This window comes from Niabella yanshanensis (assembly GCF_034424215.1).
Lineage (GTDB): Bacteria > Bacteroidota > Bacteroidia > Chitinophagales > Chitinophagaceae > Niabella > Niabella yanshanensis.
Genome location: NZ_CP139960.1, coordinates 2,023,595 through 2,049,595 on the forward strand (window position 1 = coordinate 2,023,595; position 26,001 = coordinate 2,049,595).

Annotated in this window: 22 protein-coding genes and 1 tRNA gene; 11 read left to right on the plus strand and 12 right to left on the minus strand. The window is 42.4% G+C overall.

Translation table 11 applies throughout. From position 1 onward, the window contains the following. The first annotated feature begins 87 nt into the window (after positions 1 to 87). Complete coding sequence (locus tag U0035_RS08055) at positions 88 to 1,344, plus strand: glycoside hydrolase family 28 protein (RefSeq protein ID WP_211316341.1); 1,257 nt, start codon at positions 88 to 90, stop codon at positions 1,342 to 1,344. 17 nt (positions 1,345 to 1,361) lie between these two features. On the opposite strand, the gene U0035_RS08060 is transcribed toward U0035_RS08055, so the two are convergent. Then, the gene (locus U0035_RS08060; protein ID WP_114789485.1) at positions 1,362 to 2,228 is read right to left on the minus strand and encodes an XAC2610-related protein; all 867 of its coding nucleotides are present in this window, start codon (positions 2,226 to 2,228) and stop codon (positions 1,362 to 1,364) included. 501 nt (positions 2,229 to 2,729) lie between these two features. On the opposite strand from U0035_RS08060, the gene U0035_RS08065 reads away from it, so the two are divergent. The 3 genes from U0035_RS08065 (at position 2,730) to U0035_RS08075 (ending at position 4,543) form a co-directional block, all read left to right on the plus strand. After that, positions 2,730 to 3,314 (plus strand): DUF4142 domain-containing protein, encoded by a 585-nt coding sequence (locus tag U0035_RS08065; protein WP_114789487.1) that lies wholly within the window; start codon positions 2,730 to 2,732, stop codon positions 3,312 to 3,314. Positions 3,315 to 3,377: 63 nt separating this feature from the next. Beyond that, a complete protein-coding gene (locus U0035_RS08070; protein WP_170138294.1) occupies positions 3,378 to 4,076 on the plus strand; it encodes a type 1 glutamine amidotransferase domain-containing protein in 699 nt (232 codons plus the stop codon). A 56-nt stretch (positions 4,077 to 4,132) separates the two neighbouring features. Continuing rightward, a complete protein-coding gene (locus U0035_RS08075; RefSeq protein ID WP_114789488.1) occupies positions 4,133 to 4,543 on the plus strand; it encodes a secondary thiamine-phosphate synthase enzyme YjbQ in 411 nt (136 codons plus the stop codon). A gap of 44 nt (positions 4,544 to 4,587) precedes the next feature. On the opposite strand, the gene U0035_RS08080 is transcribed toward U0035_RS08075, so the two are convergent. The 7 genes from U0035_RS08080 to U0035_RS08110 form a co-directional block, all read right to left on the minus strand. Then, complete coding sequence (locus U0035_RS08080; protein WP_114789489.1) at positions 4,588 to 6,573, minus strand: glycoside hydrolase family 97 protein; 1,986 nt, start codon at positions 6,571 to 6,573, stop codon at positions 4,588 to 4,590. Positions 6,574 to 7,195: 622 nt separating this feature from the next. Further along, positions 7,196 to 7,269 (minus strand) — tRNA-Arg (locus tag U0035_RS08085). A gap of 48 nt (positions 7,270 to 7,317) precedes the next feature. Then, the gene (gene pyrF, locus U0035_RS08090) at positions 7,318 to 8,121 is read right to left on the minus strand and encodes an orotidine-5'-phosphate decarboxylase (RefSeq protein WP_114789490.1); all 804 of its coding nucleotides are present in this window, start codon (positions 8,119 to 8,121) and stop codon (positions 7,318 to 7,320) included. Between the two features lie 103 nt (positions 8,122 to 8,224). Beyond that, a complete protein-coding gene (locus U0035_RS08095) occupies positions 8,225 to 9,667 on the minus strand; it encodes an L-serine ammonia-lyase (protein WP_114789491.1) in 1,443 nt (480 codons plus the stop codon). A gap of 187 nt (positions 9,668 to 9,854) precedes the next feature. Next, positions 9,855 to 10,361, minus strand: coding sequence for an FKBP-type peptidyl-prolyl cis-trans isomerase (locus U0035_RS08100; RefSeq protein WP_114789492.1), 507 nt, complete (start codon positions 10,359 to 10,361; stop codon positions 9,855 to 9,857). Positions 10,362 to 10,368: 7 nt separating this feature from the next. Further along, positions 10,369 to 10,893: an FKBP-type peptidyl-prolyl cis-trans isomerase gene (locus U0035_RS08105; RefSeq protein WP_114789493.1), complete on the minus strand. Its 525-nt coding sequence runs from the start codon at positions 10,891 to 10,893 to the stop codon at positions 10,369 to 10,371. 33 nt (positions 10,894 to 10,926) lie between these two features. Beyond that, positions 10,927 to 11,241: a hypothetical protein gene (locus U0035_RS08110; protein ID WP_114789494.1), complete on the minus strand. Its 315-nt coding sequence runs from the start codon at positions 11,239 to 11,241 to the stop codon at positions 10,927 to 10,929. 199 nt (positions 11,242 to 11,440) lie between these two features. Between U0035_RS08110 and U0035_RS08115 the strand changes: the two genes are divergently transcribed. After that, positions 11,441 to 12,310 carry a hypothetical protein gene (locus tag U0035_RS08115; RefSeq protein ID WP_114789495.1) on the plus strand — a complete coding sequence of 290 codons (870 nt, stop codon included), beginning with the start codon at positions 11,441 to 11,443 and terminating at the stop codon, positions 12,308 to 12,310. Between the two features lie 34 nt (positions 12,311 to 12,344). Here the strand turns inward: U0035_RS08115 and U0035_RS08120 are convergent, their stop codons facing one another. The 3 genes from U0035_RS08120 to U0035_RS08130 form a co-directional block, all read right to left on the minus strand. Continuing rightward, positions 12,345 to 12,644, minus strand: a complete 300-nt coding sequence (locus U0035_RS08120; protein WP_114789496.1) for a type II toxin-antitoxin system RelE/ParE family toxin — start codon at positions 12,642 to 12,644, stop codon at positions 12,345 to 12,347. Further along, complete coding sequence (locus U0035_RS08125; RefSeq protein ID WP_114789497.1) at positions 12,644 to 12,874, minus strand: hypothetical protein; 231 nt, start codon at positions 12,872 to 12,874, stop codon at positions 12,644 to 12,646. The genes U0035_RS08120 and U0035_RS08125 overlap by 1 nt, the downstream gene beginning before the upstream one ends. Before the next feature lie 239 nt (positions 12,875 to 13,113). Further along, the gene (locus U0035_RS08130) at positions 13,114 to 14,565 is read right to left on the minus strand and encodes a S41 family peptidase (RefSeq protein WP_114789498.1); all 1,452 of its coding nucleotides are present in this window, start codon (positions 14,563 to 14,565) and stop codon (positions 13,114 to 13,116) included. 157 nt (positions 14,566 to 14,722) lie between these two features. Between U0035_RS08130 and U0035_RS08135 the strand changes: the two genes are divergently transcribed. From U0035_RS08135 to U0035_RS08155, 5 genes are all read left to right on the plus strand, one after another. Continuing rightward, a complete protein-coding gene (locus U0035_RS08135; protein ID WP_114789499.1) occupies positions 14,723 to 17,062 on the plus strand; it encodes an NADP-dependent malic enzyme in 2,340 nt (779 codons plus the stop codon). A gap of 27 nt (positions 17,063 to 17,089) precedes the next feature. Further along, entirely contained in the window at positions 17,090 to 17,827 is a 738-nt protein-coding gene (locus U0035_RS08140) for an MlaE family ABC transporter permease (RefSeq protein ID WP_211316342.1), read from the plus strand. Positions 17,828 to 17,913: 86 nt separating this feature from the next. Further along, the gene (locus tag U0035_RS08145; RefSeq protein WP_114789501.1) at positions 17,914 to 18,786 is read left to right on the plus strand and encodes an ABC transporter ATP-binding protein; all 873 of its coding nucleotides are present in this window, start codon (positions 17,914 to 17,916) and stop codon (positions 18,784 to 18,786) included. 137 nt (positions 18,787 to 18,923) lie between these two features. Then, on the plus strand, positions 18,924 to 19,799 hold the full coding sequence (gene sucD / locus U0035_RS08150; RefSeq protein ID WP_114789502.1) for a succinate--CoA ligase subunit alpha: 876 nt from the start codon (positions 18,924 to 18,926) through the stop codon (positions 19,797 to 19,799). Positions 19,800 to 19,974: 175 nt separating this feature from the next. Continuing rightward, positions 19,975 to 20,955: a hypothetical protein gene (locus U0035_RS08155; RefSeq protein WP_114789503.1), complete on the plus strand. Its 981-nt coding sequence runs from the start codon at positions 19,975 to 19,977 to the stop codon at positions 20,953 to 20,955. Positions 20,956 to 20,972: 17 nt separating this feature from the next. Here the strand turns inward: U0035_RS08155 and U0035_RS08160 are convergent, their stop codons facing one another. Continuing rightward, positions 20,973 to 24,461, minus strand: a complete 3,489-nt coding sequence (locus U0035_RS08160; protein ID WP_245957609.1) for a DUF8818 domain-containing protein — start codon at positions 24,459 to 24,461, stop codon at positions 20,973 to 20,975. A 281-nt stretch (positions 24,462 to 24,742) separates the two neighbouring features. Between U0035_RS08160 and U0035_RS08165 the strand changes: the two genes are divergently transcribed. Beyond that, positions 24,743 to 25,867, plus strand: coding sequence for an ATP-binding protein (locus tag U0035_RS08165; RefSeq protein WP_114789504.1), 1,125 nt, complete (start codon positions 24,743 to 24,745; stop codon positions 25,865 to 25,867). The last annotated feature ends 134 nt before the right edge of the window (positions 25,868 to 26,001 follow it).

Below are 26,001 nucleotides of genomic sequence, written 5' to 3' on the forward strand. Positions count from 1 at the left end.
CTTCTCCTAATCGCCTGCCTTTATACACCGGTATGCCAATCGCAAAATTATACGGGCCCTTCGCGCACGGAAAAGCGTGATGCCATTTTGAAAAAAATAATTCCGCCGGCTATTTCTACTGATTCTATCCTGGTTACAAAGTATGGCGCCAAAGGAGATTCGATAACCAACTGCAAACCTGCATTTGACAGGGCGTTAAAATGGTGCAAAGAAAAGAAAGGAGGAAAAATAGTAGTACCTCCCGGTATCTATATCATGAACGGCCCCATCCACCTGGTCGACAATACCTGTATTGAATTGCAAAAAGGTGCGAAGCTGGTATTCAGTACTCATCCTGATCACTACCTACCCGTAGTACCTACCAGTTGGGAAGGCACTTTTCTGTATAATTACAGCCCGCTGATCTATGCCTATAAAGTAAACAATGTGTCTATCATTGGCGAAGGCATTATTGATGGTAACGGCAAGGAGGGCTTTAGCAAATGGTACGACCAGCAAAAGCCGGCCCAGCAGCTTAGCCGTAAAATGAACCACAAGGGCGTACCCGTAAAAGAAAGAATATTTGGTAAGGGTCACTATTTGCGTCCGCAACTGATACAGTTTTATGACTGTAAGAATATATTGATTGAAGGTATTACTATTGCGAATTCGCCCTTCTGGTGTGTTCATTTTTTACAGTCGGAAAATATTACTGCCCGAAAAGTAAAGTTCGATGCGTTTAATAAAAACAATGATGGTTTTGACCCGGAATATTCCAGGAATATTTTAATAGAAGACATCGACTTTAATAATGCAGATGATAACGTGGCGGTTAAAGCCGGACGCGATTATGAAGGACGCAAAACTGCTATCAGCTCTGAAAATATAATTGTGCGCAATAGTCGTTTCAAAGGACTTCACGGACTGGTAATTGGTAGTGAGATGTCGGCTGGCGTACAAAATGTTTTTGTGGAGAACTGTACTTATAGCGGATACTGTAAACGTGGCATATATTTAAAATCCAACCCCGACCGGGGTGGCTTTATCAAAGACATTTATGTAAACGACGTGCAATTCGGTAATGTAGAAGATGCGATCTTTATTACGTCCTTCTATCATGGCGAGGGTAAAGGATTTGAAACAGATATCCGGAACATTTTCCTGGAGAACCTGCGTTTTAAACATGCCGGTGAGGCCGGTTTAGTAATACAAGGCTATCCAACACAAAAAGTACGCGATGTTTATCTGACTAACGTAAAGATCGATTCCTGCACTACCGCATTGAGTTTATCAAATACACAGAACATTGTATTGAATGATGTAGTGATTGGAAAAGAAGTGAGCACACCGTCTTCAGCTAAATAATAAAACCGGGGAATTTATTAGTCCTGCTCCTTTTCAGTACGATGCAAATACACTTCGTTACCCCGCCACTTATAACAATTAATAACAAAATCCTCCGGCCCCTGATCGTATCGGTAGATTTCTTTTTTGACCGGGTCGAAAAACAGGTACTCAAGGTCAATCAGTTGCTGATGCCTGACAAACTTTTGCGTAGAAGCATTGTAAATAAAATAAAGGAAACTACCGTCATATTTGGTCCTGTCTGGGAATGAGATAGGAATTTTTATATCCAAATGTCCATCGAAATTGAGATCTTCCAGTTCTACTTCGGGACTGTTACCGATGAACTCGTTAAAACCCGATAAGGTCTGTAAAATTCTTCCCTCCTGGATGATCTTTAAAGCGGTGGTTTTATAACGATGTTCTTCCTGCTCCGAAAGATTGATAATCTTCTCTTGATGTATTACCAGTTCGTAATCATAAAACACAGGCGCGTCTTCCGCTACGGTCAATAACTCTAATTGCACCGGTAATTGTTTGCCTGTCTTTGTGTTCGTCCAGTTGCCGTTCAATTTGCCCGTTGCAAGCAGGGGGGCTACTATGGAAAAGCGGCCGGTAGTTTCCCATGAATATTTACCATTCTTCTCTACAGAAACGCGTTCAGTAAGTAAGGTGGGATGGCGCAAAAGCCCCCTAAGATCAATCGCTTTTTCACGGCCGCTGCGCAGGTAATAATAACTCCCGTTCAGTGTATCGTTCCGTCTTTTTTGCTGAATTTGCATGGCTATCGGATAGCTGCCAACAGTACCTTTATAAGACGCAGTAGTAGTTATGCAGGTTTGGCCATTGGCTGCAGTATACATCCCAGCTACTAAAATCAATTTTATAAAAAAGCCTCTGCCCATTATCCGTTTGTTATATAGAAAGAAATCATCGCTCAAATATATTTTCTTTTACTTTTTTCACCAACGATCGATTTACAATTTGCAGGTGTGATTTAATATTTGCAAACCTCAACTATTGCTTTTTGCACCACTCTATCAGCTCAGGGTATAGGTCGTCGTTTTTTTTGCTGCATTATTTTTTTCAGACGCTTCAGCCTTTTTAAAGCTTTCATCAAAATTCACCTTCCTGAATTTTCCTGGCCGGTAACTACCTGGGAGATAAATAGCACGAAAAATAATATACCAATTATTTTTGTCTTCATATTCTGATTGATCGGGTTGTTTAAAGGGCGCAAATATCAAATCTTCTTTCAAAACACCAACTTGATTTCCGATTCGCAACCCAATAACGCAGCGGCGAAAAAATCCGCTTCTATTTATCCTTCGGTATAGATTTTGATTTTCGTTTACACGATTCCTGGTTTTTCCCTGGAATCTTTATCAATCATAAAAAGAAGTAGTATGAAAAACAGATTAGCCCTTTTAACATTTATCGCTATTGTTACTTTATGGAGTTGTAATGGTATATCAGATGACAAAGATGGAACAGGACAACCGGAAAACACACAGGGTATGCCTACAGATACTGCGATGCAGGGAGCTACACCCACCACGTTAAGTGAGCAGGAAACGAAATTTGCCATAGATGCCGCTAACGGAGGTATGGCTGAAATACAACTGGGAGAACTTGCCAAGAGTAACAGTAAGGCGCCGGAAGTAAAAGAATTGGGTCGCATGATGATTGAGGACCACAGTAAGGCCAATGAAGCTTTAAAGATCATTGCTGCAGACAAAAACATACAGCTTCCTGCCAAAGCCAGCGAGGACAAACAGCAGGTAGCGATACAATTATCATCAAAAAATGGTAGTGATTTTGACAAAGCATATATTGCTCAAATGATTAAAGATCACGAAACCGCCCTGCAACTTTTTGAAACCGGGCAGCAAACTGTAAAAGATTCTACGCTAAAGGCTTTTATAGATAATACGTTACCGGTGCTACGCAAGCATATGGAGCATGTGAAGACGCTCAACAAATTGAAATAACGCCAACAACGGGGACCGCTGTGCCTTGCTATCAATACATTTAACCACAATAATCCAGGTTTCATGAAACACATATTAATGGTTTTAACCTCTCATTCTGCCATGGAAAATACAGACAGTACCACGGGCCTGTGGCTCGGCGAATTTACAGACCCGTATTACGGGTTTATTGACGCCGGCTACCGGGTAACCATTGCAAGCCCTTTGGGCGGAAAGCCTCCGATAGACCCCCTTAGTTTACTGACGGAAAATATAACCGCCTCCAACAGAAGGTTCAACGATGATAAAGCAGCTCAGTCAGCATTGGACGCCACACTTGTGCTTGATACGATCAATGCTACGGACTTCGATGCGGTATTTTATCCTGGTGGACATGGACCTCTTTGGGACCTGGCCGATGATGAGTATAATGGCCGCCTGATTCTGGAATTTATTAAATCACGAAAGCCCGTGGGTGCCGTATGTCATGGTCCTGCAGCTCTGATCAAAGCTGCTGAGCTTGCCCCCGGCCTCTTAAGCGGAACAAGAATAACCGCTTTTACCAATACCGAGGAAACACTTACCCTACGTGCGGATAATATTCCCTATCACCTGGAAACCCGTTTAAAAAAATTAGGAGCTGATTTCAAAAGTGCAGTGCTGCCTTTTACCAATCATGTGGAAACAGACGGGCTTTTTGTAACAGGACAAAATCCTTTATCAGCAGGTCCCGCCGCCCGGGCGCTAATCGCATTATTAAAGAAAGGAACTATTAAAGATTAGCAGCCGCACGGCTCTGCTAAAAAGAGTACTTTTGAATCAAACTCTTACTACAATTTATGGCGCGGCAAATAGAATTTAATTTACCTGAATTTTCCTACGGTTTTCATATTATTACTGATCTGGTATTGGATGAGTTAGGCGAACTGCCGCAAACAGGTATGCTACACGTCTTTATTAAACACACTTCGGCTGGCCTTACCATTAACGAGAACGCAGACCCTACCGTTTTAAAAGATTTTAAAACCTTTTTTGCGGATTGGATACCGGAGCGCTATTCAAAGTTTGTACACACCGACGAGGGGCCTGATGATATGCCGGCACATATTAAGGCTTCGGTGGTAGGACACGCAGTTACCATACCTATCACCCACCATCGTTTAAACCTAGGTACCTGGCAGGGCATTTACTTATGCGAATTCAGGTATCATGGAGGACGGAGAAAACTGGTAGCTACTATTTTAGATTGATTTAATTAGGTTTTACATTTCGCTTTAAGCAACCAGCCGTTAATTTATTTTTGTTTTTGGAGGTGCATTACCTGACCACCTCCGGGCGCCAATTCCAGGGTGAGCACATCTTTGTGACTTACGGTTTTGATTTGCTTAATCAGATGATCAGGGTTTTCATCTACATCATGCGCATCGGTATACCACTCAAGAGTATAGGTTCCTTCCGGTAAAAAATCTAAAGCCATATTCACGTTCCTTGCTTCCGTGTTATTTATTGTTCCTACATACCAGTCAGTATTTTTACGCCTGGCTACTGTTATGTATTTCTCCACTTTTGCATTTGGAACTACAGTTTCATCCCATGTTGTCGGAACTTTTTGTAAAAACTCAAAGCCGGGCTGTCCCTCATAGGCTTCGGGGTAATCGGCTACCATCTGCAAATAACTCTCTAACACTACATACATGGCTAACATATGGGCCCGGGTGCCAATCATTAATGGCCTGGTGTACTGCGTTTTAAATTTTTTTGATGGTGTTGCTCTAAATCCTCCCAAATGGTAGTCTGTTGCTCCTGCCAAAAGACGAGTAAAAGCAACATCCAGATCATGATCAGGACTTAACCCTTCTTTCAACCACTTGTTATTCTCATAATTCAAAGCTCCTTCCCTCGTGAACTCATTGGGATAGGTGCGGTGTAACCCTGTGGATTTATACGCACCGTGAAATTGAATAAATAATTTATGTTCAGCAGCTTTCTTTAAAATTTCTTCCTGGATGTTAACCATTTCCTGGTCGTCCCGCTCCAGAAAATCTACCATCATACCTTTAATACCCCATTTCTGAAATTGAGAGAACGCTTTATCCAAATTTGGGTAAATGGCTTTCCAGTGTACCCAAACATGAATATCAACGCCCTTTTTTTGGGCATAATTGCATATTTCCTCGATATTTAAACTAGGTACAGTTTTAGTGACGTCGGTGCGGGGGCCTACCGCACCATAGTTGGGCGCATCACTCTGATACCACGCAAAGCCACCGTAACCAATCACCGAGTGGTACGCCAGTCCGTTTCTCGCGCAAAAATCAATGTAATATTTGTTGGTTTCAAAATTAGCTCCCGGAGCAAAAGTTGTATCGGGGACAATATCACCATTCCACCAGTGAAATGAAGTTTTACCGGGCTTTAACCAGGACCAGTCTTTCGTTTGAGCCGGATCATTGAGATTGGTTAATATATTGGATTCAATCAATGCTCCAATACGATCACTCATCATCATCACTCTCCATGGTGTGCGATGAGGAAGACTGGCTTTTACTTTGATCTCCGTTTGGCCCTGCAGGGGAGATAATTGACTTGTTAGTATACCATTCTTTTTTACAAGATACATTCCGGCATAATTTCTCAGATTCGCTTCGGTAATGGCCATATAAACTCTTCCGGGAAACTCTAATAAAGCCGGGAGATCCATCAAGTCGCCGGCTTTAAGTTCACTCAATTTGTTTTTTTGATAAAACCCCTCGTGTGTATTATTGTAATTATCCCAATGGAGCGCACGCACTGTGGGATCGCCGTTGACATTAAAAGTACTGGATTCATTGGTTAATGTATAAGATGACCAATTCTGCTGTTCGGGAAACTCGTAACGAAAAGCAAGCCCGTCATTAAATGCCCGAACCACGAAGTTGATTCGCCTTTTCTTTCCTCCCTTTTCTACCAACGGAATAGAGACTTCCCTATACTGATTTCTTGCCGTTTTTGCCTTTCCAACAATTAAATCGTAATATTCATCCACTTCTATAAATGTAGGTTTAAGTAATTGAAGCGAGGTTCCAAAACCATCTGCTCCGCTGAAATCGAGACTTAGCTCCGAATCGTCAATTATGGTTTTCCCCTTATACATTATTTTATAGACCGGTGCTTTTTTTGTAAGCCTGAATGAAAATTTGATCTTTCCATCCAAAGAAGTTAACTGCAGAGGGCTTTGCGCCGAAACAGGTAAATTGACAATCCACAAAAAAAGTAAAGGCAGCTGTCGAAAGATATTCATAGTATTAAAATAGTTTAACCTTGGTTGTTTATTTGCAGTCCCAATAATGATTGCATCAATGTCCTAGATTAATTACCAGTTCTTTTCCAGCGATCATTGAATCGATGTTATCGAGATCAGTCTCTAACATATTAGCCAGAGGCCAAGATTTTTTAGTCTATTAAAATTGCTTAATCGTTTAAGTAGACTTAAAGCTACATGTTATTTTTTATTTTCCAACTTAAAATATCGGTGAATTTTGCAGATAAGGCGCCCTCCTTGTTCTGTTTTTAAATTTGGAAGTAAGAGCTGACGATTTCCCTTTCTTAAAGGCGGGATGCTCTAGCTAACTTTGGCAATTAGTAACCTGATGCGGCTTGCACTTTTCCCGCCATCAATCTCTTTCCCTCTTTTTGTGCATCTTCCTTGTGGGAGTAACATCCTGAAAAAACATATTGCCAATCTTTGGCACGTGACCCAAATCCCGAATGACTATTTAAATGACGGTGTACACGCTCCTCCAGGCTATCAGACGTAAAACCAATAAAATTTATTGAATATTCCTGAATACAGAATGTAGACGGTGTATATCACAGCAAGCAAATAAAAAGCACCTACATTGTTGTAAGTGCCTGAACTTATGTGATCCGGATTGGATTCGAACCAATGACCTACTGCTTAGAAGGCAGTTGCTCTATCCAGCTGAGCTACCGGACCATCCTGAAAAAAAATTCCAGGGCGCAAATATAAAGATTTTAGTTGAAGCTATCCTAAATATTTCGCCATTTCTTGCTGATAGCCCAACGCCTTGGTACGCGCAGCTTCTGCAAAATCGGCTCCGCCCGAGGCAAAAATAATATCGCGGCTTACATTTACCAACAGTCCGCAGTCGTTATTCATGGCTTTCTCCGATATATCTTTTAAGCTGCCACCCTGAGCGCCTACTCCCGGAACCAGCAAAAAGTGTCCCGGAATAATCTGGCGGATAGCAGTAAAAGAATCCGCCTGGGTGGCGCCTACCACAAACATAATATTTTCATCAGAGCCCCATTGGGACACTGTTTTTAGCACTTTTTCATATAATAATCCCTCGCCGCAAGGCTGCAATTCAAAGTCGGCAGCTCCTTTATTGGAAGTTAAACCCAGCACAATAGCCCATTTACCATCGTATTTCAAAAAGGGCTGTACGCTATCGCTACCCATGTAAGGAGCAACGGTAACCGAATCAAAAGGCAGGGCCGAGAAAAAAGCTTTGGCATACTGATCAGAAGTATTGCCGATATCGCCTCTTTTCGCATCAGCTATTTTAAAGTGCTCATTGCCGATATACTCAACAGTTTGCTGCATGGTTTGCCAACCGGCAACGCCCTGTGCTTCATAAAAGGCCGTATTGATCTTATAAGATACGCACAGATCGCGGGTGGCATCAATAATCGCCTTGTTAAACTCCAGCACCCCATCGGGCTTATCCTTCAGGTGTTCCGGTATTTTAGTGATATCGGTATCTAACCCTACACAGAGATAAGATTTCCTGCTTTTAATTAATTGTACCAGCTCTGCTCTTGTCATCTTTATTTAATTACTTTTAAAATTCTATCCAACCTTCCTTGCCAACTCACTCACTACCCTGTCAACTTATCAACCAGTCAACTTCTCAACCAATCAACCAACCTCAACATTCCGGCAAACTTAAGGGAACATTTACAGCTAAACCACCATCGGCTGTTTCTTTATACTTAAAATTCATATCCTGTGCCGTATCCCACATCGTTTTGATCACTTCATCCAGTGAAACCCGGGCGAAATCCGGTGTGCTTTGTAAAGCCAGCTGGCTGGCCGTGATGGCCTTTATGGCTCCCATTGTATTGCGTTCAATACAGGGTACCTGCACCAGGCCGCCGATGGGATCACAGGTCATGCCCAGGTGATGCTCCATGGCGATTTCTGCGGCCATCAACGCCTGTTTTTGTGTACCGCCCAATGCTTCGGTTAATGCAGCAGCAGCCATAGAAGAGGACACCCCAATTTCTGCCTGGCAACCACCCATGGCAGCTGAGATCGTCGACTCCTTTTTGAAAATACTGCCAATTTCGGATGCCGTCATCAGGAAATCAATGATCTTCTGCTCGCTGTTCTGTTCCGCATTGCTATCGTTACAAAAAACCGTATAGTAATGCAGTACTGCCGGTATTACACCGGCCGATCCGTTAGTGGGAGCGGTTACCACTCGACCAAAAGAAGCATTTTCTTCATTTACGGCCAGGGCAAAACAGCTTACCCAATCGAGTATATACTTAAAACTGTTGCCGCCGTTTTGTATTGCAGCGATCCATTCTTCATAATTGCTATATGCAACATCACCAATCAGCTTTCGATTCAAGCTGGCTGCTCTGCGGTGCACGTTGAGACCTCCCGGTAAAATACCGGTAGTGTGACAGCCCCTGTATACACACTCCTTCATCACCTGCCATATTTTTAAGATTCCGGCTCTTACCTCCTCTTCCTTTCGCCAGGCCTGTTCGTTTTCATAAACGATCTCATGAATAGAAAGCCCGGTTTTAATGCACCATTTTAACAGGTCGTCGGCATCATTGATAGGAAAAGGTAAACTTACCGAAGCATCGGCCACCACTTCTTCCCCTTCTTTTTTCACAAAGCCTCCGCCTATAGAATAGTAGGTTTCAGCAATATGCTCCCCGTTGTTTAAAGCTGCCAGAAAGGTGACTCCATTTGAGTGATAGGGCAGGGTTTCCGTAAAAAGAAATTGTATATCAGTAGCGGGGTTAAAAGTTATTTGCTTTTTACCAACCAATACAATTTGCTGCTCCTGCGCAATGCGGTTAATAGCCGGTGTGATCTGTTCTACATCAAAGGTAACCGGGTCGTAGCCGCAAAGGCCCATCTGCACCGCGATACCGGTACCATGCCCTACACCCGTTTTAGCCAGTGAACCATACAGCACCACTTTAACCTGCCCGACCTGCTCAAGCTTCCCTTTGCTTTCTAACTCATTTACGAAGCGCTCTGCAGCCCGCCAGGGACCTAAGGTATGGGAACTGGAAGGCCCCACCCCAATTTTCAACATATCAAACACTGAAATAGGCTCGTATAGCATTACAACATTTTAGAAGGCAAAAATAAGCGGAATGCAGCGCCTGCTATAACATTTTTATGAAATCGACAGTGAATACGGTACATCGGTATTGCCACGCTCGCTTGTACGGCAGTACATGTATCAACCTATATATAACAAAAAAAGCCCGAAACGAATCGGGCTTCAAATAAACTATAGAAGTTAAGCACTATTTCACACTTACCAGTTCTACATAAAAATAGAGTGGTTGATTGGGAGCAATGATTTGTTCACCTGTATAAGGATTTCTAGACCCGGCACATCCATATGCAAGCGATGAAGGTATAATTAATTTCATTTTTCCGCCTGCCTTTATCTTTGGTATGCCAAGTGTCCAACCTGGTATTACTCCGTTTAAGGGAAACTCTACACCTCCCGGATACGCTTTGTAAGACGAATCAAAACCTTTGCCATCCATAAAACGACCAACATACTTAGCAACAACCGTACTGGAGCTGGTTGGAGTGGCGCCGGTACCTGGTTCAATTACCTGATATAAAAATCCGGTGGCGTCCTGCGTAGTACTGATAGAACTATCAGTTGCAAATTTTGTCATAACCGACATTTCTTCCTGTACTGACTTGTTGGTACAAGGCTTATAGTCGTCTTCATTGTTCTTTAAACACCCTATCCCGATCAGGGCTATTAAGCCTGTGGCCAATAATATTTTCTTCATATCAATCTTATCTTCTTACGTCAGTTAAATTATAGGTATAGATTAGTTGAGAATTCGGTGGAATCCGATTTACACCTGTCATTTCCTGGCAGCCAAATAGTTGTGACGAAGGCACTATGACAGTTATCGACCCACCTTCCTTAATTTTAGGCAAAGCATAAGAAGCTACAATCAGGCGGGCATAATATGACAAATTATTTGTAGCCGGAGGTTTAATTGTCAGGGAATCTATAATAGTACCTGTGCCTGTACTGTTAAGCAAACGTCCTACATAATTAAACGCCACAAGAGAATCATTGGTAACAGCACCTTCACCTGCCCCTGGATTATTAATCTTGTAGTAGAGCGAATTCTGGGTATCAAAGGTATAAGTGTCCAACTCTGAACCAATTATAGAATCAATTGCCTGTTGGTCCCTTTGCAAAGTATAAGAAGTGCAACGAACAATATCGTCGTCATTATTCTTCAAGCAAGCCGTTAAACTCAAAGCGGTTGCCACAGCTGCAACCGGGAGCCAAAATCTTTTTTTCATTTTCTTTCGAGATTTAAATTTAAAGTGAGCGGATTAGAGCGTCTTATTCCTGCTGATCAACTCTTTATAGCGGGTTTCGTTAATATCCCACTTATGGTAAGACGTGAACACGCCTGCAAACGCAACAATAATTATTCCGGCAATTAATAAAATTATAAATAAAGAGGGGTCGGCATTGGCCACCATAGCGGCCCTTTTATACCAGCCACTCATAAAATTAGCCAGGATGGCAATCATCAAAACCAGGCCGGCAGGCAATCCCAGCAATATTTGCCTGAAAATCCGTTTTTTCTTTTGCCGGTTGGCGGCCCAATATTTTATAAAAGCATCTTCCTCCTGGGTATACATCTGTCAAAATTACGCGGTTTATCTCATTTTGGGTAATACAATAAAATCGGCTATATTGCGAACTCATCATAATCAATTGTTTGTGAAATGAGCTGCAGGACTTTCGCTAATGTCTTAACCAGTTCTATATGGCGAAAAGGATTCGGCCATTAAAAACCGTTCAACTGCAATCATTGTGGTGGACACAAAAACAATACTAATGAAGTTAGCGCCCGTACTGGCTCAATACCTGGCCACCCACAAAGTTTTAAGCCTTCCCGGCTTAGGCACTTTTCATGCGGACAATACCTACAACCCTGAAGTAGATTACAGCAAAAAGGGGGCATCCCTCCTTGATATCAGTTTTGAGCAAACCAAGGTACCGGGCCTGGACGAGGAACTGGTCAATTTTGTGTCGAAGGAAACCGGTAAAATGAAAATACTGGCCGAGTCCGATATACGCTCACAAACAGAGGGAGTGATTGATTTTTTAAATACCGGGAAACCCTATTTCCTGGCGGGCATTGGCACGCTGACCAAAAAAATGGACGGCAGCTTTGAATTTCATAAGGAGAAATTCATTCATACCGAAAAAGAAAAAAAGAAGCCGGTTCCTATTACCGAAAAAAACTCGGTTCCACAATCTTATATCGACGAGAGCCGGAAGCCGCGTAAAACCAAACCAGCCGCTATTATAGGGGCCATCTGCCTGGTGGCAGTAGCCGCCGTGATCTGGTTCTATACCCAAAATAAAGAAAGGAACGACGGCAATATTGAAGAAGTAACTACCGCCAGCAATAGCGCTGCTACACCTCCGGCGGGCGACAGCGTTGCGCCTGCCACGCCCAAACCGGCAACCACAGCCACACTATCTGACAGTTACAGGTATGTACTGGAAATAGCCAAACAACCGCGAGCCTCTAAAAGATTCAACCAGCTTAAAACGATCAATTGGCCTATTGAAATGGAAACGGCAGATTCGCTTAGCTATAAACTCTTTATCAAATTACCGGTAGCCCATGCTGACACCACCCGTATTAAAGATTCTTTAAGTGCGCTTTCGGGAAGAAAGGTTTGGATTGAAAGATAGCAGTAAGGTTGGATTGTAATAACCTTTGTTGATGCTAATAAGATTGCGGCTCCTGGCTGGTATGTCTAAACCGGACAATAATAATTTCAGTTGCTGAAACAAGGTAAGCAATACGGTACCGATACAATTCAAATGCACGATAACATCCGGAATTATTGATTTTGTATTTATCTGGCGCATGTACTTCAGGACGAAAAGATAAGTCCTCAATCTTTTTCAAAATCTCCTGTTTAATTTTATCAGCATTCTGAGAGGAGTTTTGCCGGATGTAGCGAATAGCCTCCTTAAAATACAAAAAAGCCTTTTTATCCCATTTAATTTTTCGTTTTTGCATTAAAAATCCTTTGCCATTTTCTCCACCTGCTCTTGCGTATAAAAGTCTCCTGCCTGAACACGAGCAATTGCCTCATCTATTTCCTTATTATACTGTTCTACGCTCATATTCTGCTCCGGGGCAGGACGACCTTTTAAAAAGGTTTTCAACATTTGAACTACCGTTTTTTTTTCTGCTTCATTCAACTGGATAAAGTAGTTGAACATCTCCTGCTCTAGTATCCCAGCCATATTGCTTATTTTTTACAAATTTAGCCCTAGAAAACGAAAAAGAGGGCTCTTGTATAAGTTAAATGACGCACCCGACTTTTGGGAGAGTGAAACAATCACCTGAATACGCATTTGAAAAAGCTTGAATTGATGTTAATAATGAAATATAATTATAAAAAGTGCGCTTCATTTTTTGACGAAGCGCACTTTTTTATATGAATGCTATGAAGTAACTATCTTAAGCCTACCTGTTCCTATCGCTATCTGTTCTTGTGCTCATAATAAATTCCGACATTTTTTGTTCTTCTTTCATTTAATTGATCAAGCTTACCAGATACTACAGATCTCGATGTCGTCGTCTTCAGCGATGTAGCAGGTGACGTAGCCAAAAAGTTTCCTGTATTGATATAATTAAGCGCATTGGCAAGACAAGGCTCTGTAACATCTCCCCAATCTTTATTAATGCCATCTACTACTATTTTATCAGGCGCAAAGCCTTCATAGGGCACTTCGGCACCCACACTGTTAACTGTTTTAAAAGAAACGGGGTATAAAGCTACTTTGTCAAATAATTCAATTGGGAAGTATCCTACCGGCTTGCCGTGCGTATTTTTTTCGCCTATCAGCTTCACATCCATCACAGGTTTTAAATTATTAATTAAAAGCTCGCTCGACGAAGCGGTGTTCTCAGTCACAATAAAGAATACCCTGCTTAACGCAAGAGTCCTGATTTTAGCAAATGTTTCAGTGTTGGTGCTTACGCTGAAATAATCATTATTAGGAATACGAAGTTTTTTCTTTACGAGTGGAAAATTACCCTGTTGCAATTGCTGATTAAATTCATATCGATACATAGTTTGACCGGTTTTAGAGGCAGGCACTAGAATGTTGGCAAACCTGTCCTGCATTACAGTCGATCCACCAAGGTTTTCTCTTAGATCAATGATCAATTCATTGACTCCCTGACCAATAAAATTGTCGAAAACTGCAAGCAAGTCATTCAAAGCAGCCTGTGTGCCTAAAAACGTATTAAAAACAATATAACCAATCTTTTTACTACCATTTGTGTAAATGGTGGAATATAGGACCGGATTTTCTGTAAATCGTGTTTTAGATAAGCTTATACTTTGTGTTGTTCCATCTGGTTTTATAAATTCAACATTTGCAGAGGTTGCTGTTCCAAAAAACAATGCATTTAATTTATCAACACTGGCCTGATCTCCCCTTATTTCTGAACCATTAAGTTTGTTTAAGATCCAACCGCGCCTCACCCCTTTTGATCCAGCATCGGAGCCCGCATATACATAGGGTATAAACCATCGGGTATTGTTTGCGTCATTAGCAGGAAGTGCAACTAAGCCAGATTTTACCCAAAAGCCCCAACTAGTTCCATCCCCGGTAATAATCTGATCAGACTGCTCGGACGAAATTGCGTTACTGAACTGATCAGCAGGCTGCAATGCCCTGATAGATTTAATAAGATCATCGGCTGTTTTAACCAGGTCTGAATTGGCAAATTTCCGGGGATTAAAGCTTTCGTAAGTTCCTATGCCTGGCAATGTATTCCAGAAGTACACTTCTTTGGTATATAAATAAGCGGAATCTGCGACAAGTTGCGGAGTAGTGGCATTGTCTGCCATCTGGTCTTTCTTTTTAGGGCAAGCCGTCAATATCACCAGCAGTAACGCCAGTATCGGGAATGTTTTTTTCATTCGAGGTACTATTTTTTGTAAAAATTGGGAAATCCAGGTGTCACCATTTCACATAAACAGGTACAAATATGAAATTTTTACAGCATTTCCGAAAATTAATCTTTTTGACAGTTAAAGCATTTTAAGTTACTTTTCGCCCGATTTTTAATCGTTGCTTATGTCTAAAAAAGATTTGAGAAAAGAGCTGGCGCTGGAGTACCACGCCAAGGGTCGCCCCGGGAAAATTGAAGTCATTCCCACTAAAGAAGCCAAAACCCAGAGAGACCTTTCCCTGGCTTACTCTCCTGGTGTGGCGGTGCCCTGTTTGGAGATTGCCGAAAATGTAGAGAACGTATATAAGTATACTGCCAAGGGTAACCTGGTAGCGGTGATCAGCAATGGCACCGCTGTTCTGGGCCTGGGCGATATTGGCCCCGAAGCCGGTAAGCCGGTGATGGAAGGCAAGGGTGTATTGTTTAAAATATTTGCAGACATTGATGTATTCGACATCGAGATCAACGAAAAAGACCCGGTAAAGTTTGTAGAGATCGTTCAGGCGCTGGAACCAACTTTCGGTGGCATTAACCTGGAAGATATTAAAGCGCCCGGCTGCTTCTATATTGAACGGGAGCTGAAAAAGCGGTTGAAAATACCGGTAATGCACGATGACCAGCATGGTACCGCCATCATTAGCGCTGCTGCCCTGCTGAATGCACTGGAAATTCAAAAGAAAAAGATTGAGAAAGCGAAGTTTGTAGTCAACGGCGCCGGCGCTGCTGCCATGGCCTGCGTATTATTATACCAGCAAATGGGTGCCAAACCAGAGAACTTTATCATGTTCGACAGCAAGGGCGCCCTGCATAAAGGCCGCACCGGACTGGACGATATTAAAGCGCCTTTTGCCATTGCGCCTAAAGACATTTCATTAGAAGATGCTCTCAAAGGAGCCGATGTATTTATTGGTTTGAGCGCTGCCAATGTTTTAAATGGCGAAATGGTAAAAAGCATGGCCAAAAACCCGATTGTTTTTGCCATGGCCAATCCCGATCCCGAGATCTCCTGGGAAGAAGCCACCACCGCCCGTAAAGACGTGATCATGGCCACCGGCCGCAGCGATTATCCCAACCAGGTAAACAATGTACTGGGCTTCCCTTATATTTTCAGGGGGGCACTGGACGTAAGAGCTACGCAGATCAATACCCAAATGCAACTGGCCGCTGTAAAGGCTTTGGCTGAAATGGCGAAAACCCCGGTACCGGATATTGTAAACCTGGCCTATAACCAGAACAATATGCATTTCGGACCTGAATATATTATTCCCAAACCGCTTGATCCCCGCCTTCTGTCAACTGTGGCTCCCGCGGTAGCTAAAGCAGCGATGGATTCGGGCGTAGCAAAGATCCATATTGAGAACTGGGAGCAATATGAGCATGACCTGAATAAGAGATTAGGCCTCGATAACCAGGTACTTCGGGTACTTGGCGCCAAAGCCCGCAGCGCACCTAAACGTATTGTTTTTGCGGAAGGTGAAAATGTAAATATTTTGAAAGCCGCACAAATTGTGCTAGACGAAGGTATCGGCTATCCTACCCTTTTGGGAGATGTGAGAAAAATACAGGAGCTGGCCGATGTACACAAGCTGGACATCAGCGACATACCGGTAATTAACCCACGCAGCGATGAGGCGAAAGCCAAAAGAGAAGAGTATGTCAACCTCTTTTATAAGAAAAGAGCCCGCAAAGGCTACACAAAGGAAGAAGCATCAAAACTCATGGAAGACCGCAACCATTTCGGTTGTATGATGGTGGAATGCGGTGATGTGGATTGTATGATATCCGGACTTACCAAAAGATACTCAGACGCCATCCGCCCCGCCCTGCAGATCATTGGCACCGAAGACGGCGTGAAAAAAGTAGCCGGAATGTACCTGATCATGACCTCCAAAGGGCCTCTGTTCTTAGCTGATACTACAGTAAACATTAACCCAACGGCTGAAGAACTGGCCGAAATAGTACTGCTGACCGCTAAAGAAGTTGCCGCATTTAATATTACACCCAGGATCGCTATGTTGAGCTATTCTAATTTTGGCAGCAGCAATACACCCGAAGCACAACTGGTTTCCAAAGCGAGGGAATTGGTGAAGCAAAAAGATCCTTCGCTGATCGTTGACGGGGAGATGCAGGCTAATGTGGCGCTTAATAATAGTTTGTTAAAAGAGATGTATCCTTTTAGCGAACTGGTTGAAAAAGAAGTAAACACATTAATCTTCCCTAATTTAGCATCTGGTAATATTACTTACAATATCCTGAAAGAGATCGGCTCTACGGACGCAATAGGTCCTATCCTTTTGGGATTGAAAAAACCGGTACATTTGTTGCAACTGGGTAGCACGGTGAACAACATTGTCAACATGGCTTTAATAGCAGTTACGGATGCCCAGTTAAAGTCAGCGGCAATGTCGGCCAAAGCTGGTTCAGAAGCAGGAAAAAACCAGGGAAACACCAAAAAGAAAAAATAGGCTATTTCCAACTAAACGACTTTATTCTTGAAAATACTTAGAGAATTCGGGCAGTATATCCAGATGTTCAAAGGTATGTTTCGCATGCCGGAGAACAGAACCATGTACTGGCGGCAGTTTATGCTGCAATGTAACGATATCGGCATCGGGTCGCTTGGTATCATTTGCGTTATTTCTGTTTTTATAGGTGCGGTATCTACCGTGCAAACAGCTTATCAGATCACATCCCCTATCATTCCGAAAACCACCATTGCACAAATTGTAAGAGATACGGTGATATTGGAATTTGCCCCTACGCTCAGCTGTATAGTGCTGGCCGGTGTGGTGGGTAGTAAAATAGCCAGTGAACTGGGTAATATGCGGGTAAGTGAACAAATAGATGCGCTGGAAATAATGGGCATCAATACCAAAGCCTACCTCATACTTCCTAAAATCATTGCAGGGGTTATTACAATACCTATGCTGATCATACTGGCCATGGTTTTAGGTATCTGGGGGGGGCGTTTGGCCGGGTCTGCTACAGGCATTATTGGCACTTCTATTTTCGACAACGGGCTGTTAATGGGCTTTAAGGGATATAACGTGTTCTTTGCGCTTACCAAAAGTTTTGTTTTCGCATTCCTGATCACCAGTATCCCATGTTTTTACGGCTACCATGTAAAAGGCGGCGCCCTGGAGATAGGACATTCCAGTACCCGTGCTGTTGTAATTTCCTGTATCCTGCTTTTACTGGCAGACTACATTTTATCTGCCCTGTTATTATAATAATAACGAAAAAATATACCAGTCATAACTGGTGAGGCAGATGCTGATTGTCGTTATATAAAATAGTTACTTCAAACCGAAGTACCATGATAGAGATAAAAGGTCTTAAAAAAAGTTTCGGAGAAAAAGTTGTACTCAAAGAGGTGACTGCCCTGATGGAACCAGGCAAATGTAATCTTATTATCGGTTCGAGCGGTAGCGGAAAAACGGTATTAATGAAATGCATTGTGGGACTGATGCAGCCTACCGAAGGAGAAGTTATTTACAACGGCACCAATTATATAACCATGTCCTCCGAAGAGAAAAAAGCTATCCGCAAGGAAATCGGTATGTTGTTCCAGGGATCGGCACTATTTGACAGCCAGACGGTGGAGCAGAACGTTATTTTCCCACTGGACATGTTCACGAACGACAAATACTCGGTAAAAAAAGCGAGGGTGAAAGAAGTGCTGGACCGGGTAAAACTGAACGAAGATGCCTATAAGAAATTTCCTTCGGAGATAAGTGGCGGTATGCAAAAAAGGGTAGCATTGGCCAGAGCCATTGTGCTTAACCCTAAATACCTGTTTTGCGATGAACCCAACTCGGGGCTGGATCCGCAAACTTCTATTGTAATTGATAAACTGATCAGTGAGATCACCCAGGAATACAATACTACCACTATCATGAACACGCATGATATGAATAGTGTGATGGAAATTGGCGACCACATTGTGTATATGCACCAGGGGGAAAAGGAATGGGAAGGCACCAATAAAGAGATCATTTACAGCGATAATAAAAAACTCAACGAGTTCATTTTTGCATCTAACTTCCTGCAGGATGCAAAAAATATGCGCACCATACAGGAAACCGGAGAAATTCCCAAAGAGGTGCACGAAGATGTACGGGACGCCCTGGAAGAGAAATTTAACACCGATATGGATGGCGATGGTGTTGTAGGTGCAACCAAAGAATAACACACCAGGTCCAATGCATGCTCCCCTATGCCGCCCCTCATATTATCATTATTGTTTTTGTATAGGAAACAGCAAAAATTTAGCTTATTAGCATGCTGGTTTCCTTACTTTTGTAACCAATCAGAAAAAACTATAAAATGGCAGTATTAGTAAATAAAGATTCGAAAGTGTTAGTACAGGGCTTTACGGGTACAGAAGGCACCTTCCATGCAACCCAAATGATTGAGTATGGAACGAATGTGGTAGGTGGCGTTACCCCTAATAAAGGAGGTACCACTCATTTGGACAGACCGGTATTTAATACGGTGGCTGACGCGGTAACAGCAACCAACGCTAACGTCAGCATTATTTTCGTTCCACCAGCTTTTGCAGCAGATGCGATCATGGAAGCTGCGGATGCAGGTATCGGTTTAGTGGTTTGTATTACTGAAGGTATTCCTGTACAGGATATGGTGAAAGTGAAAAACTATTTACTGGGCTCCAATACAAGATTGATAGGACCTAACTGTCCGGGTGTTATAACTGCCGGCGAGTGCAAAGTAGGCATTATGCCAGGCTTTGTATTTAAACAAGGGCGCATAGGTATCGTAAGCAAATCAGGCACTCTTACCTATGAAGCAGCTGACCAGGTAGCAAAAGCAGGTTTGGGAATCAGTACGGCCATTGGCATTGGCGGAGATCCCATCATTGGAACCCCTACCAAAGAAGCAGTAGAGCTATTAATGAATGATCCTGAAACCGATGCTATTGTTATGATTGGTGAAATTGGTGGTGGCATGGAAGCCGAAGCTGCCAACTGGATCAAAGCTACCGGCAACAAAAAACCCGTGGTAGGCTTTATTGCAGGCCAAACAGCTCCTCCCGGCCGTCGCATGGGCCATGCAGGTGCTATTGTAGGCGGAGCAGATGATACGGCAGCAGCTAAAATGAAAATCATGAGTGAATGCGGTATTCATGTAGTAAGCAGCCCGGCTGATATTGGTAAGACAATGGCGGAAGTATTAAAAAAGTAATGATATTAAAATTTAATAGAAAATCCTCCGACTTTATCGGGGGATTTTTTTTGGCCGCAGGCCCCAATATGGGTCTTTACCATTGGTGCATCCCGAAAGAATTACCGCAGAAAACAATCAATGGCTATTTAATATTTTTATAATAAATTGCTATTGTTACCTTGAAAAATAAATCATGAAATTGTATACACTGGCCGGGTTCACTGCACTGCTTACTGCCCTTTCATTCATTTCCTGCTCATCAGGGAACAAAATACAGGTAAACGAGTATGCCCGGCTGGTGTCTTGTCACCAGGCGAACAATGTGCCTGTGCAGAGTCCCGGTTTAAGGCCGCTGCATGAATTAACCACAGACAGTATCCTGTTGGGCAAATACAGTTTTCGTAGTTTAAATATCGCTTACGCGTTTGGCTTCCTCCCCTTACTGTTGCAATACGAAAAATTGCAATCTAACCAACCATCTATAGAAACAGATATGGATCGCCGCCTGAAGAAAATTGAAATAGCCCTCCAGCTTTCTGAGCGTATTGACCTGGCTTCACTTGAGATATCTTCCTTTGCCTCAGAACTGGATTGTGAAGAGGAAAGAATTACACAGGTGGCAGATTTCCTCAAAGGAAAAGAAAAACAGAGAGAAACCCGGCTAACGGTATCCGCTATCGGCGTAGGTGCAATAGGCGGTGTAGCCTCGGGTATTTTATCAACAAGAAGTGATGCCGGCAACAGCGGCGACTACTTGGGTATTGCAACAGGTATAACTGAAGCTATTTTAGGTGTGTTGATTTTAAGAAACAGCAAAAAGACGGAACTACTTCATCCGCGAAATGCACTAAAAGATATCTGGTTTGGGCAAGCAGTATCAGACATTTTCCCTCCGGCCGTATGGTATTACCTGAAGTATAAAAACCCGAATCAACCGGAAGAGCTCTCTTTAAGAGAACGCATTATCGAACGCTGGAAAAGCTTCAACCAGGTTGATCCAAAAGCATTAAATCAATTTGAAACCTTATACCTGAAAGATAAAGGTATATATGACACTGAGGCGCTTTATAACAGAGCAAAAATGTACGACCAGGTCGAATCTTATGTAAAAATGATCAAACAAGATCTTACCACACTATCGTATGAACTGGCGTTGCAAAATCATGCTAAATAAATATGACCTGGATATCATCAGAATATTGCCGTAATGGATGCTCTTCCGGTGTGAATTGTCCTGGTGTTTCCCGGCTTACGGCCATCATACTGGAAGTTAAGTTCCAGGTTATTTAAAAGACGTTTGGTTACCTGAAGATTCCACAAAAGGTTGGTGCCTGGCAGCAATCCGTCTAACATGATATACCCAACAGTAGTTTGTGCGCTATTAGCACCTGCACTATACTTTAGCCCGTTATAAGTAAACTTGCCAGTAACGGAGGCGCTTTGCAGTATATTATATTTCGTTTCAGCGGTAAATGCGTTCGATAAAGAAGTTTCGCCCCCATATATACCCGCATTTTTCTTATGCTCCCGTTTGTAGCCCGTAGTAACCCGGAAAGAAGTTCCTTTGATATAAGACAACAGCAGTTCCCCGTTATTCCTATTAATTTCGTAGTTACGATTATCAAATAACACATCATCCGTATACAAAGCATTAACACCCCTTAAGGCATTCATGTTTAAGGTAATGGAGCTGGATAAAAAATGCCGGTATTTAAGCAGCCACTCATTGTTCTGGCGGCTCTCGTATCCATAGGTAAGAAAGGCTTTATTGTTGTTACGCAGGTTGCTCAGATCAACTCCCCATTTGTTGCTCTGACGATTAAAAGATAAAGTATTGGCCAGGGTGGTAGTCAGGGTGATCAGGTTGGAATCTGCCAATCCGTAACTAAAAGGATTAAATTCAAACAAACCCTCCGCCATTGATTTCTTAGCGATTTGTAAAGAACTCGTCAGCATCCACTTAGACAAAAAGCTCTTCATTCCTTTCGTCTGGTTACCCCAAAGTTGTCGAGGAGTTATATTCAGGCTGTAGTTAAGCGTAGTATAATTGGCCTTTATGTACTCGTTGGTGGGTGTGAAAATTCGTATAAATCTTGCCTGATCGGCAAAAGCAGCCAGCTCAAACTCATTTAATTGCTGTACGCCGTCTTCATTGTAGTCAATCCAGGTATATTGTCCTGTTCCAGGTGGCACTTCAAGGTATGCATAATCCCGTTTTTGCTCCTGCCCCGATCCTACTTCGTATAAAACATTGCCATTTAAGAAGCCATTCCATTCATTCATTTGATACTCAGCGCGGGCCAGCACCGTATTGTCTTCCGTTTGCGCGCTTACTTCATCATTATAAATCTTCAGTTTCCTGAATGTAGTATTCAGGTAAAATTGTCGGTTGGCATTAGAGAGCAGCTCGGCTTGCAGATTCAGGTTATAACTCCTGTCCGCACGTACTAACTCTTTTCCAACCGGATATTTATCACTTCGTGTATAAAAATTAATACCATACCGGTTTCTTTTTTCCGGGCTGGATTTTAAGTAAGCCGTGTAAGTGTCAAAAGAAAAGGAGGTAAAATTGAGTGAGTCATTATGCGTGTTGCGATTGACATTTTCTTCCAGGGTATAGCGCCCCCCAATGATCCAGTTATCCATCCAGGACAGCTTCTTACTAATATCAACAATAGGTTTCAGGAAATAGCCTTCGTAGGAGCTGGTCTTGTAATTAGTTATAACAAACTGGTTGTTAAAGCCCCAGTTCTTCCAATTAGTAAACTGAGTAAGCGCGTTTTGAAAACCGTTATAATCATCGCTCCGGTTATAGTTCATAAATGCATACTGCACCGCATTCCCGTTATCGGCCCGTAGCCCCGCCGAGGCTTTTATAATATTTTCGGTGGCGCGTTGCGCTACCAATGGCAGGCCCCAGTCTCTTGTAAACTCTACATCTCTGAGCCGCTCCAGGGGTTGAAAACGCTGCTGCACATATTCATAATCGAGAGAACTTACAAGGCTTAGCTTATTCTTCTCTCTTAATAACCGGTTATTACTTAAATTAACCTTTGCCGCATAACCATTATCATCATTATCGTTGAGCGATGAAAGTGTATTGACGTCATACTTACTGGTAGCCAGCTCTGTTTTTAAAATCGTGTTAGCAGAAATATGGTAATCTATCCCCAATGTCAGTATTTGCTGCTTACGCGGAGCTACCAGCAGAACAACGGGCTCATAGCTACCTTGCCTTACCCCGTTTACCGGTGCTATATATACAAACACCTTCCCGTTGGCATTACCATTGTCTGCAATATAATTACCGCGCCCCGGCCCCACATCTGTAAAAGCCAGATTATACTTAGCCGTTTCCGGATTGGTCGCGTACCGGTAAAAGGAATCCACTACGTTATCAATGGTATCATACACACGTTCATATAATATCTTGCCGGCAGTTAAAGTATCCGTTGCTACAGAGGGGTAATAGGCATTCTGTATACTATCTCCTATATCAAAAAGAAACTGTTTTTGCCGGGTATCCAATACCTGGTTGATGGAAGAGTTTTTGGCATCGCTGTTATTAAAATACCCTACTTTCAACTTTACTTTGTTATTAAAGTTCAGTTCCTGCATAGCGTATATGTTCGTGTTCAGAAAATTCCTGTCGGCATATTCAAACTCTACCTGTATACGGCTATCCTTTGTGATCATCCGCCGGGGTGTAAAAGTTATTTCAGCTGTATTATAGTTGATCACATAATCCTGGTCTTCCCCCCTTTGCAATAACGCTCCGTCAATAAAAACTCTTTCTGTGTTAGCCAATATGATGAAGAAGGTTTCCCCATTGGCCCCAGAAAGCCGGTATGGCCCCTGGTTCCCTTCCAGCCCCTGCAAAATATTCCTGGTAAATTTCCCTTTGGCAATAGAACCACTGACCAGCGTATTCGACTGTGTTCGCTTCGAAATATTATTGACCGTTTGAAAGGATATCCCCTGCAGCCTTTTGTAGAATTTGAGAAAATAGCTGCGATCCTCCCGAAGATCCATATCTCCGATATTCAGCTGCCAGTTTTTCTTTTTAAACCGGATATAGACTTCATCAAACTCATTCAATTGCCGGGTATTCCCATCAGGCTGAATGGGCACATTATTATCGGTAATCGCCGCCTGCAGTTCTATACTGTCCGCCAGCATACCGCTTAGCTGTATGTTGAGGTTTGAATTGAGCACAACATCCTGGTTATTTCCAAAACCCACCTGGCGACCAAAGCTACCCTGGGCATTGATGGTTCCAAAATTAAACAGCTCTTTTTGTCGGTCAGCCCTGTTATAAGGCGCTCTTATAGGCGCCGCAGAAAACAATACCAGGCTATCAAAATTCATACGTTGCAATGCCCCGTTCAGCTTAAAAGGAAAAACACGGTACTTTACCCAAACCACAGAATCCGTCGGCGGTAATTTCCAATACAGCGCTGCGTTAATGTAATCCAACGTGTATTGAAGGCTGTCTATCCCTTCTACTCTAAAGCTACTCGGGATGATGCTTAATGTATCCAGCCTGACTCCGGTGCCCGGAGTAACAATGATCTTTTTATATCTTAAATTATTAGAGCTATTGACAGGAGACTGCCCCTGCGCTTTTGCGGTTAAGAAAAAAAGTATTGCAATTAAAAATATAGTACGGAAAACACCCAACAGTTATTATTTGTTGGCGCAAAAATCGGGTATTAACGTCATAAACGGCGAGCATACTCATAACTCCGTTTCCGGGCACTCAATCCGGTACTGTAATTTATTACACTAAAAAAGAGAAGTTTTGTTCATTTTTTTAAGATTTAAATCCAAAATAGTTATAATTAAACAGGATTTAAATCCAAAATAATTATGTTTATATTTCTTTTAAATCCAAAATTATTATATTTTTATAGGATTTAAATCCAAAATAATTATACTTTTGTTTTATTAACTTTTAGGGAATGATCGTGAGAGATTTGCAAAAATTGATTGTAGACAGTTTCCATAAGGGAAAAGCCATTCTTATATTTGGTGCAAGACAGGTAGGCAAATCTACCCTTGTAGAACAGTTACTAAAAAAAAAGGACTACTTGTACCTTAATGGCGATGATGCAGATGTAAGAGAAATTTTTGCTAATGCCACCTCTACCCAATTAAAAACTATAGCTAATAAGAAGACTCTTGTATTTATCGATGAAGCGCAGCGCATTCCAAACATAGGCCTCACACTAAAAATATTTACCGACCGGCTTAAGCAAGTACAGGTTATAGCTACGGGGTCTTCAGCATTTGAGCTCACCGCACAGGTAAACGAACCATTAACCGGCCGGAAATTTGAATTTATGCTTTACCCGCTAAGCTTCAATGAAATGGTTCAGCATCATGGACTGCTTGAAGAAAAGCGTTTGCTTGAGCAGCGAATGATCTATGGCTATTACCCCGAAATTGTTTCCTCCGCCGGCAATGAGAAACGGTTGTTAAAGCTCCTGGCTAATAGTTATCTTTATAAAGACCTGCTGATGCTGGAGCAGATTAAAAAGCCATTACTACTTTCAAAGCTGCTGAAGGCCCTGGCATTACAATTAGGTAGCGAGGTAAGCTACCAGGAAATTGCGCAGCTGGTAGACAGCGACTATAAAACGGTTGACAAATACATTGATCTGCTGGAAAAAGCATTTGTCGTTTTCAGATTGCCGGCTCTCAGTAGAAATGTTCGCAATGAAATTAAAAAAGGGAAAAAGATTTACTTCTATGATTGTGGTATCCGCAACGCTGTACTTAACAATTTCAAATTATTAAATGAAAGAACAGATACAGGAGCTCTTTGGGAAAATTATATTATTTCTGAACGGATAAAATTCCTATCCAATCACGAAAGGGAAGCCGCACATTATTTTTGGCGCACTACCCAACAACAGGAGATCGACCTGGTAGAAGAAACGAACGAAGGCATGGCTGCCTATGAATTTAAATGGTCTAAAAATGCCCGGGCCCGTTTCTCCTCTACTTTCATCACCAACTACCCCGGCACCAGCAGTAAAGTCATTACGCCCGATAATATGGAAGATTTTTTACTCCCTTCATAAAAGAAGATGTCTAAAGTAAAATAAAGCCTGCAGAACCGCTTAGAACGAAAACTTCCCATCACCTTACTGAATAAAAAGAGCCTGTCCCGGAACATGGAGACAGGCTCTTTGCTACACGGAAGAATTATCTCTTT

Coding starts and splice junctions, on each gene's coding strand:
- U0035_RS08080 (WP_114789489.1), bottom strand. CDS start 6,573: ATGAATATCTTTCGACAGCTGCCTTTACTTTTTTTGTGGATTGTCAAT.
- U0035_RS08065 (WP_114789487.1), top strand. CDS start 2,730: ATGAAAAACAGATTAGCCCTTTTAACATTTATCGCTATTGTTACTTTA.
- U0035_RS08110 (WP_114789494.1), bottom strand. CDS start 11,241: ATGTATACCCAGGAGGAAGATGCTTTTATAAAATATTGGGCCGCCAAC.
- U0035_RS08120 (WP_114789496.1), bottom strand. CDS start 12,644: ATGCAAAAACGAAAAATTAAATGGGATAAAAAGGCTTTTTTGTATTTT.
- U0035_RS08125 (WP_114789497.1), bottom strand. CDS start 12,874: ATGGCTGGGATACTAGAGCAGGAGATGTTCAACTACTTTATCCAGTTG.
- U0035_RS08115 (WP_114789495.1), top strand. CDS start 11,441: ATGAAGTTAGCGCCCGTACTGGCTCAATACCTGGCCACCCACAAAGTT.
- U0035_RS08070 (WP_170138294.1), top strand. CDS start 3,378: ATGAAACACATATTAATGGTTTTAACCTCTCATTCTGCCATGGAAAAT.
- U0035_RS08105 (WP_114789493.1), bottom strand. CDS start 10,893: ATGAAAAAAAGATTTTGGCTCCCGGTTGCAGCTGTGGCAACCGCTTTG.
- U0035_RS08165 (WP_114789504.1), top strand. CDS start 24,743: ATGATCGTGAGAGATTTGCAAAAATTGATTGTAGACAGTTTCCATAAG.
- U0035_RS08155 (WP_114789503.1), top strand. CDS start 19,975: ATGAAATTGTATACACTGGCCGGGTTCACTGCACTGCTTACTGCCCTT.
- U0035_RS08145 (WP_114789501.1), top strand. CDS start 17,914: ATGATAGAGATAAAAGGTCTTAAAAAAAGTTTCGGAGAAAAAGTTGTA.
- U0035_RS08130 (WP_114789498.1), bottom strand. CDS start 14,565: ATGAAAAAAACATTCCCGATACTGGCGTTACTGCTGGTGATATTGACG.
- pyrF (WP_114789490.1), bottom strand. CDS start 8,121: ATGACAAGAGCAGAGCTGGTACAATTAATTAAAAGCAGGAAATCTTAT.
- U0035_RS08060 (WP_114789485.1), bottom strand. CDS start 2,228: ATGGGCAGAGGCTTTTTTATAAAATTGATTTTAGTAGCTGGGATGTAT.
- U0035_RS08100 (WP_114789492.1), bottom strand. CDS start 10,361: ATGAAGAAAATATTATTGGCCACAGGCTTAATAGCCCTGATCGGGATA.
- sucD (WP_114789502.1), top strand. CDS start 18,924: ATGGCAGTATTAGTAAATAAAGATTCGAAAGTGTTAGTACAGGGCTTT.
- U0035_RS08135 (WP_114789499.1), top strand. CDS start 14,723: ATGTCTAAAAAAGATTTGAGAAAAGAGCTGGCGCTGGAGTACCACGCC.
- U0035_RS08095 (WP_114789491.1), bottom strand. CDS start 9,667: ATGCTATACGAGCCTATTTCAGTGTTTGATATGTTGAAAATTGGGGTG.
- U0035_RS08075 (WP_114789488.1), top strand. CDS start 4,133: ATGGCGCGGCAAATAGAATTTAATTTACCTGAATTTTCCTACGGTTTT.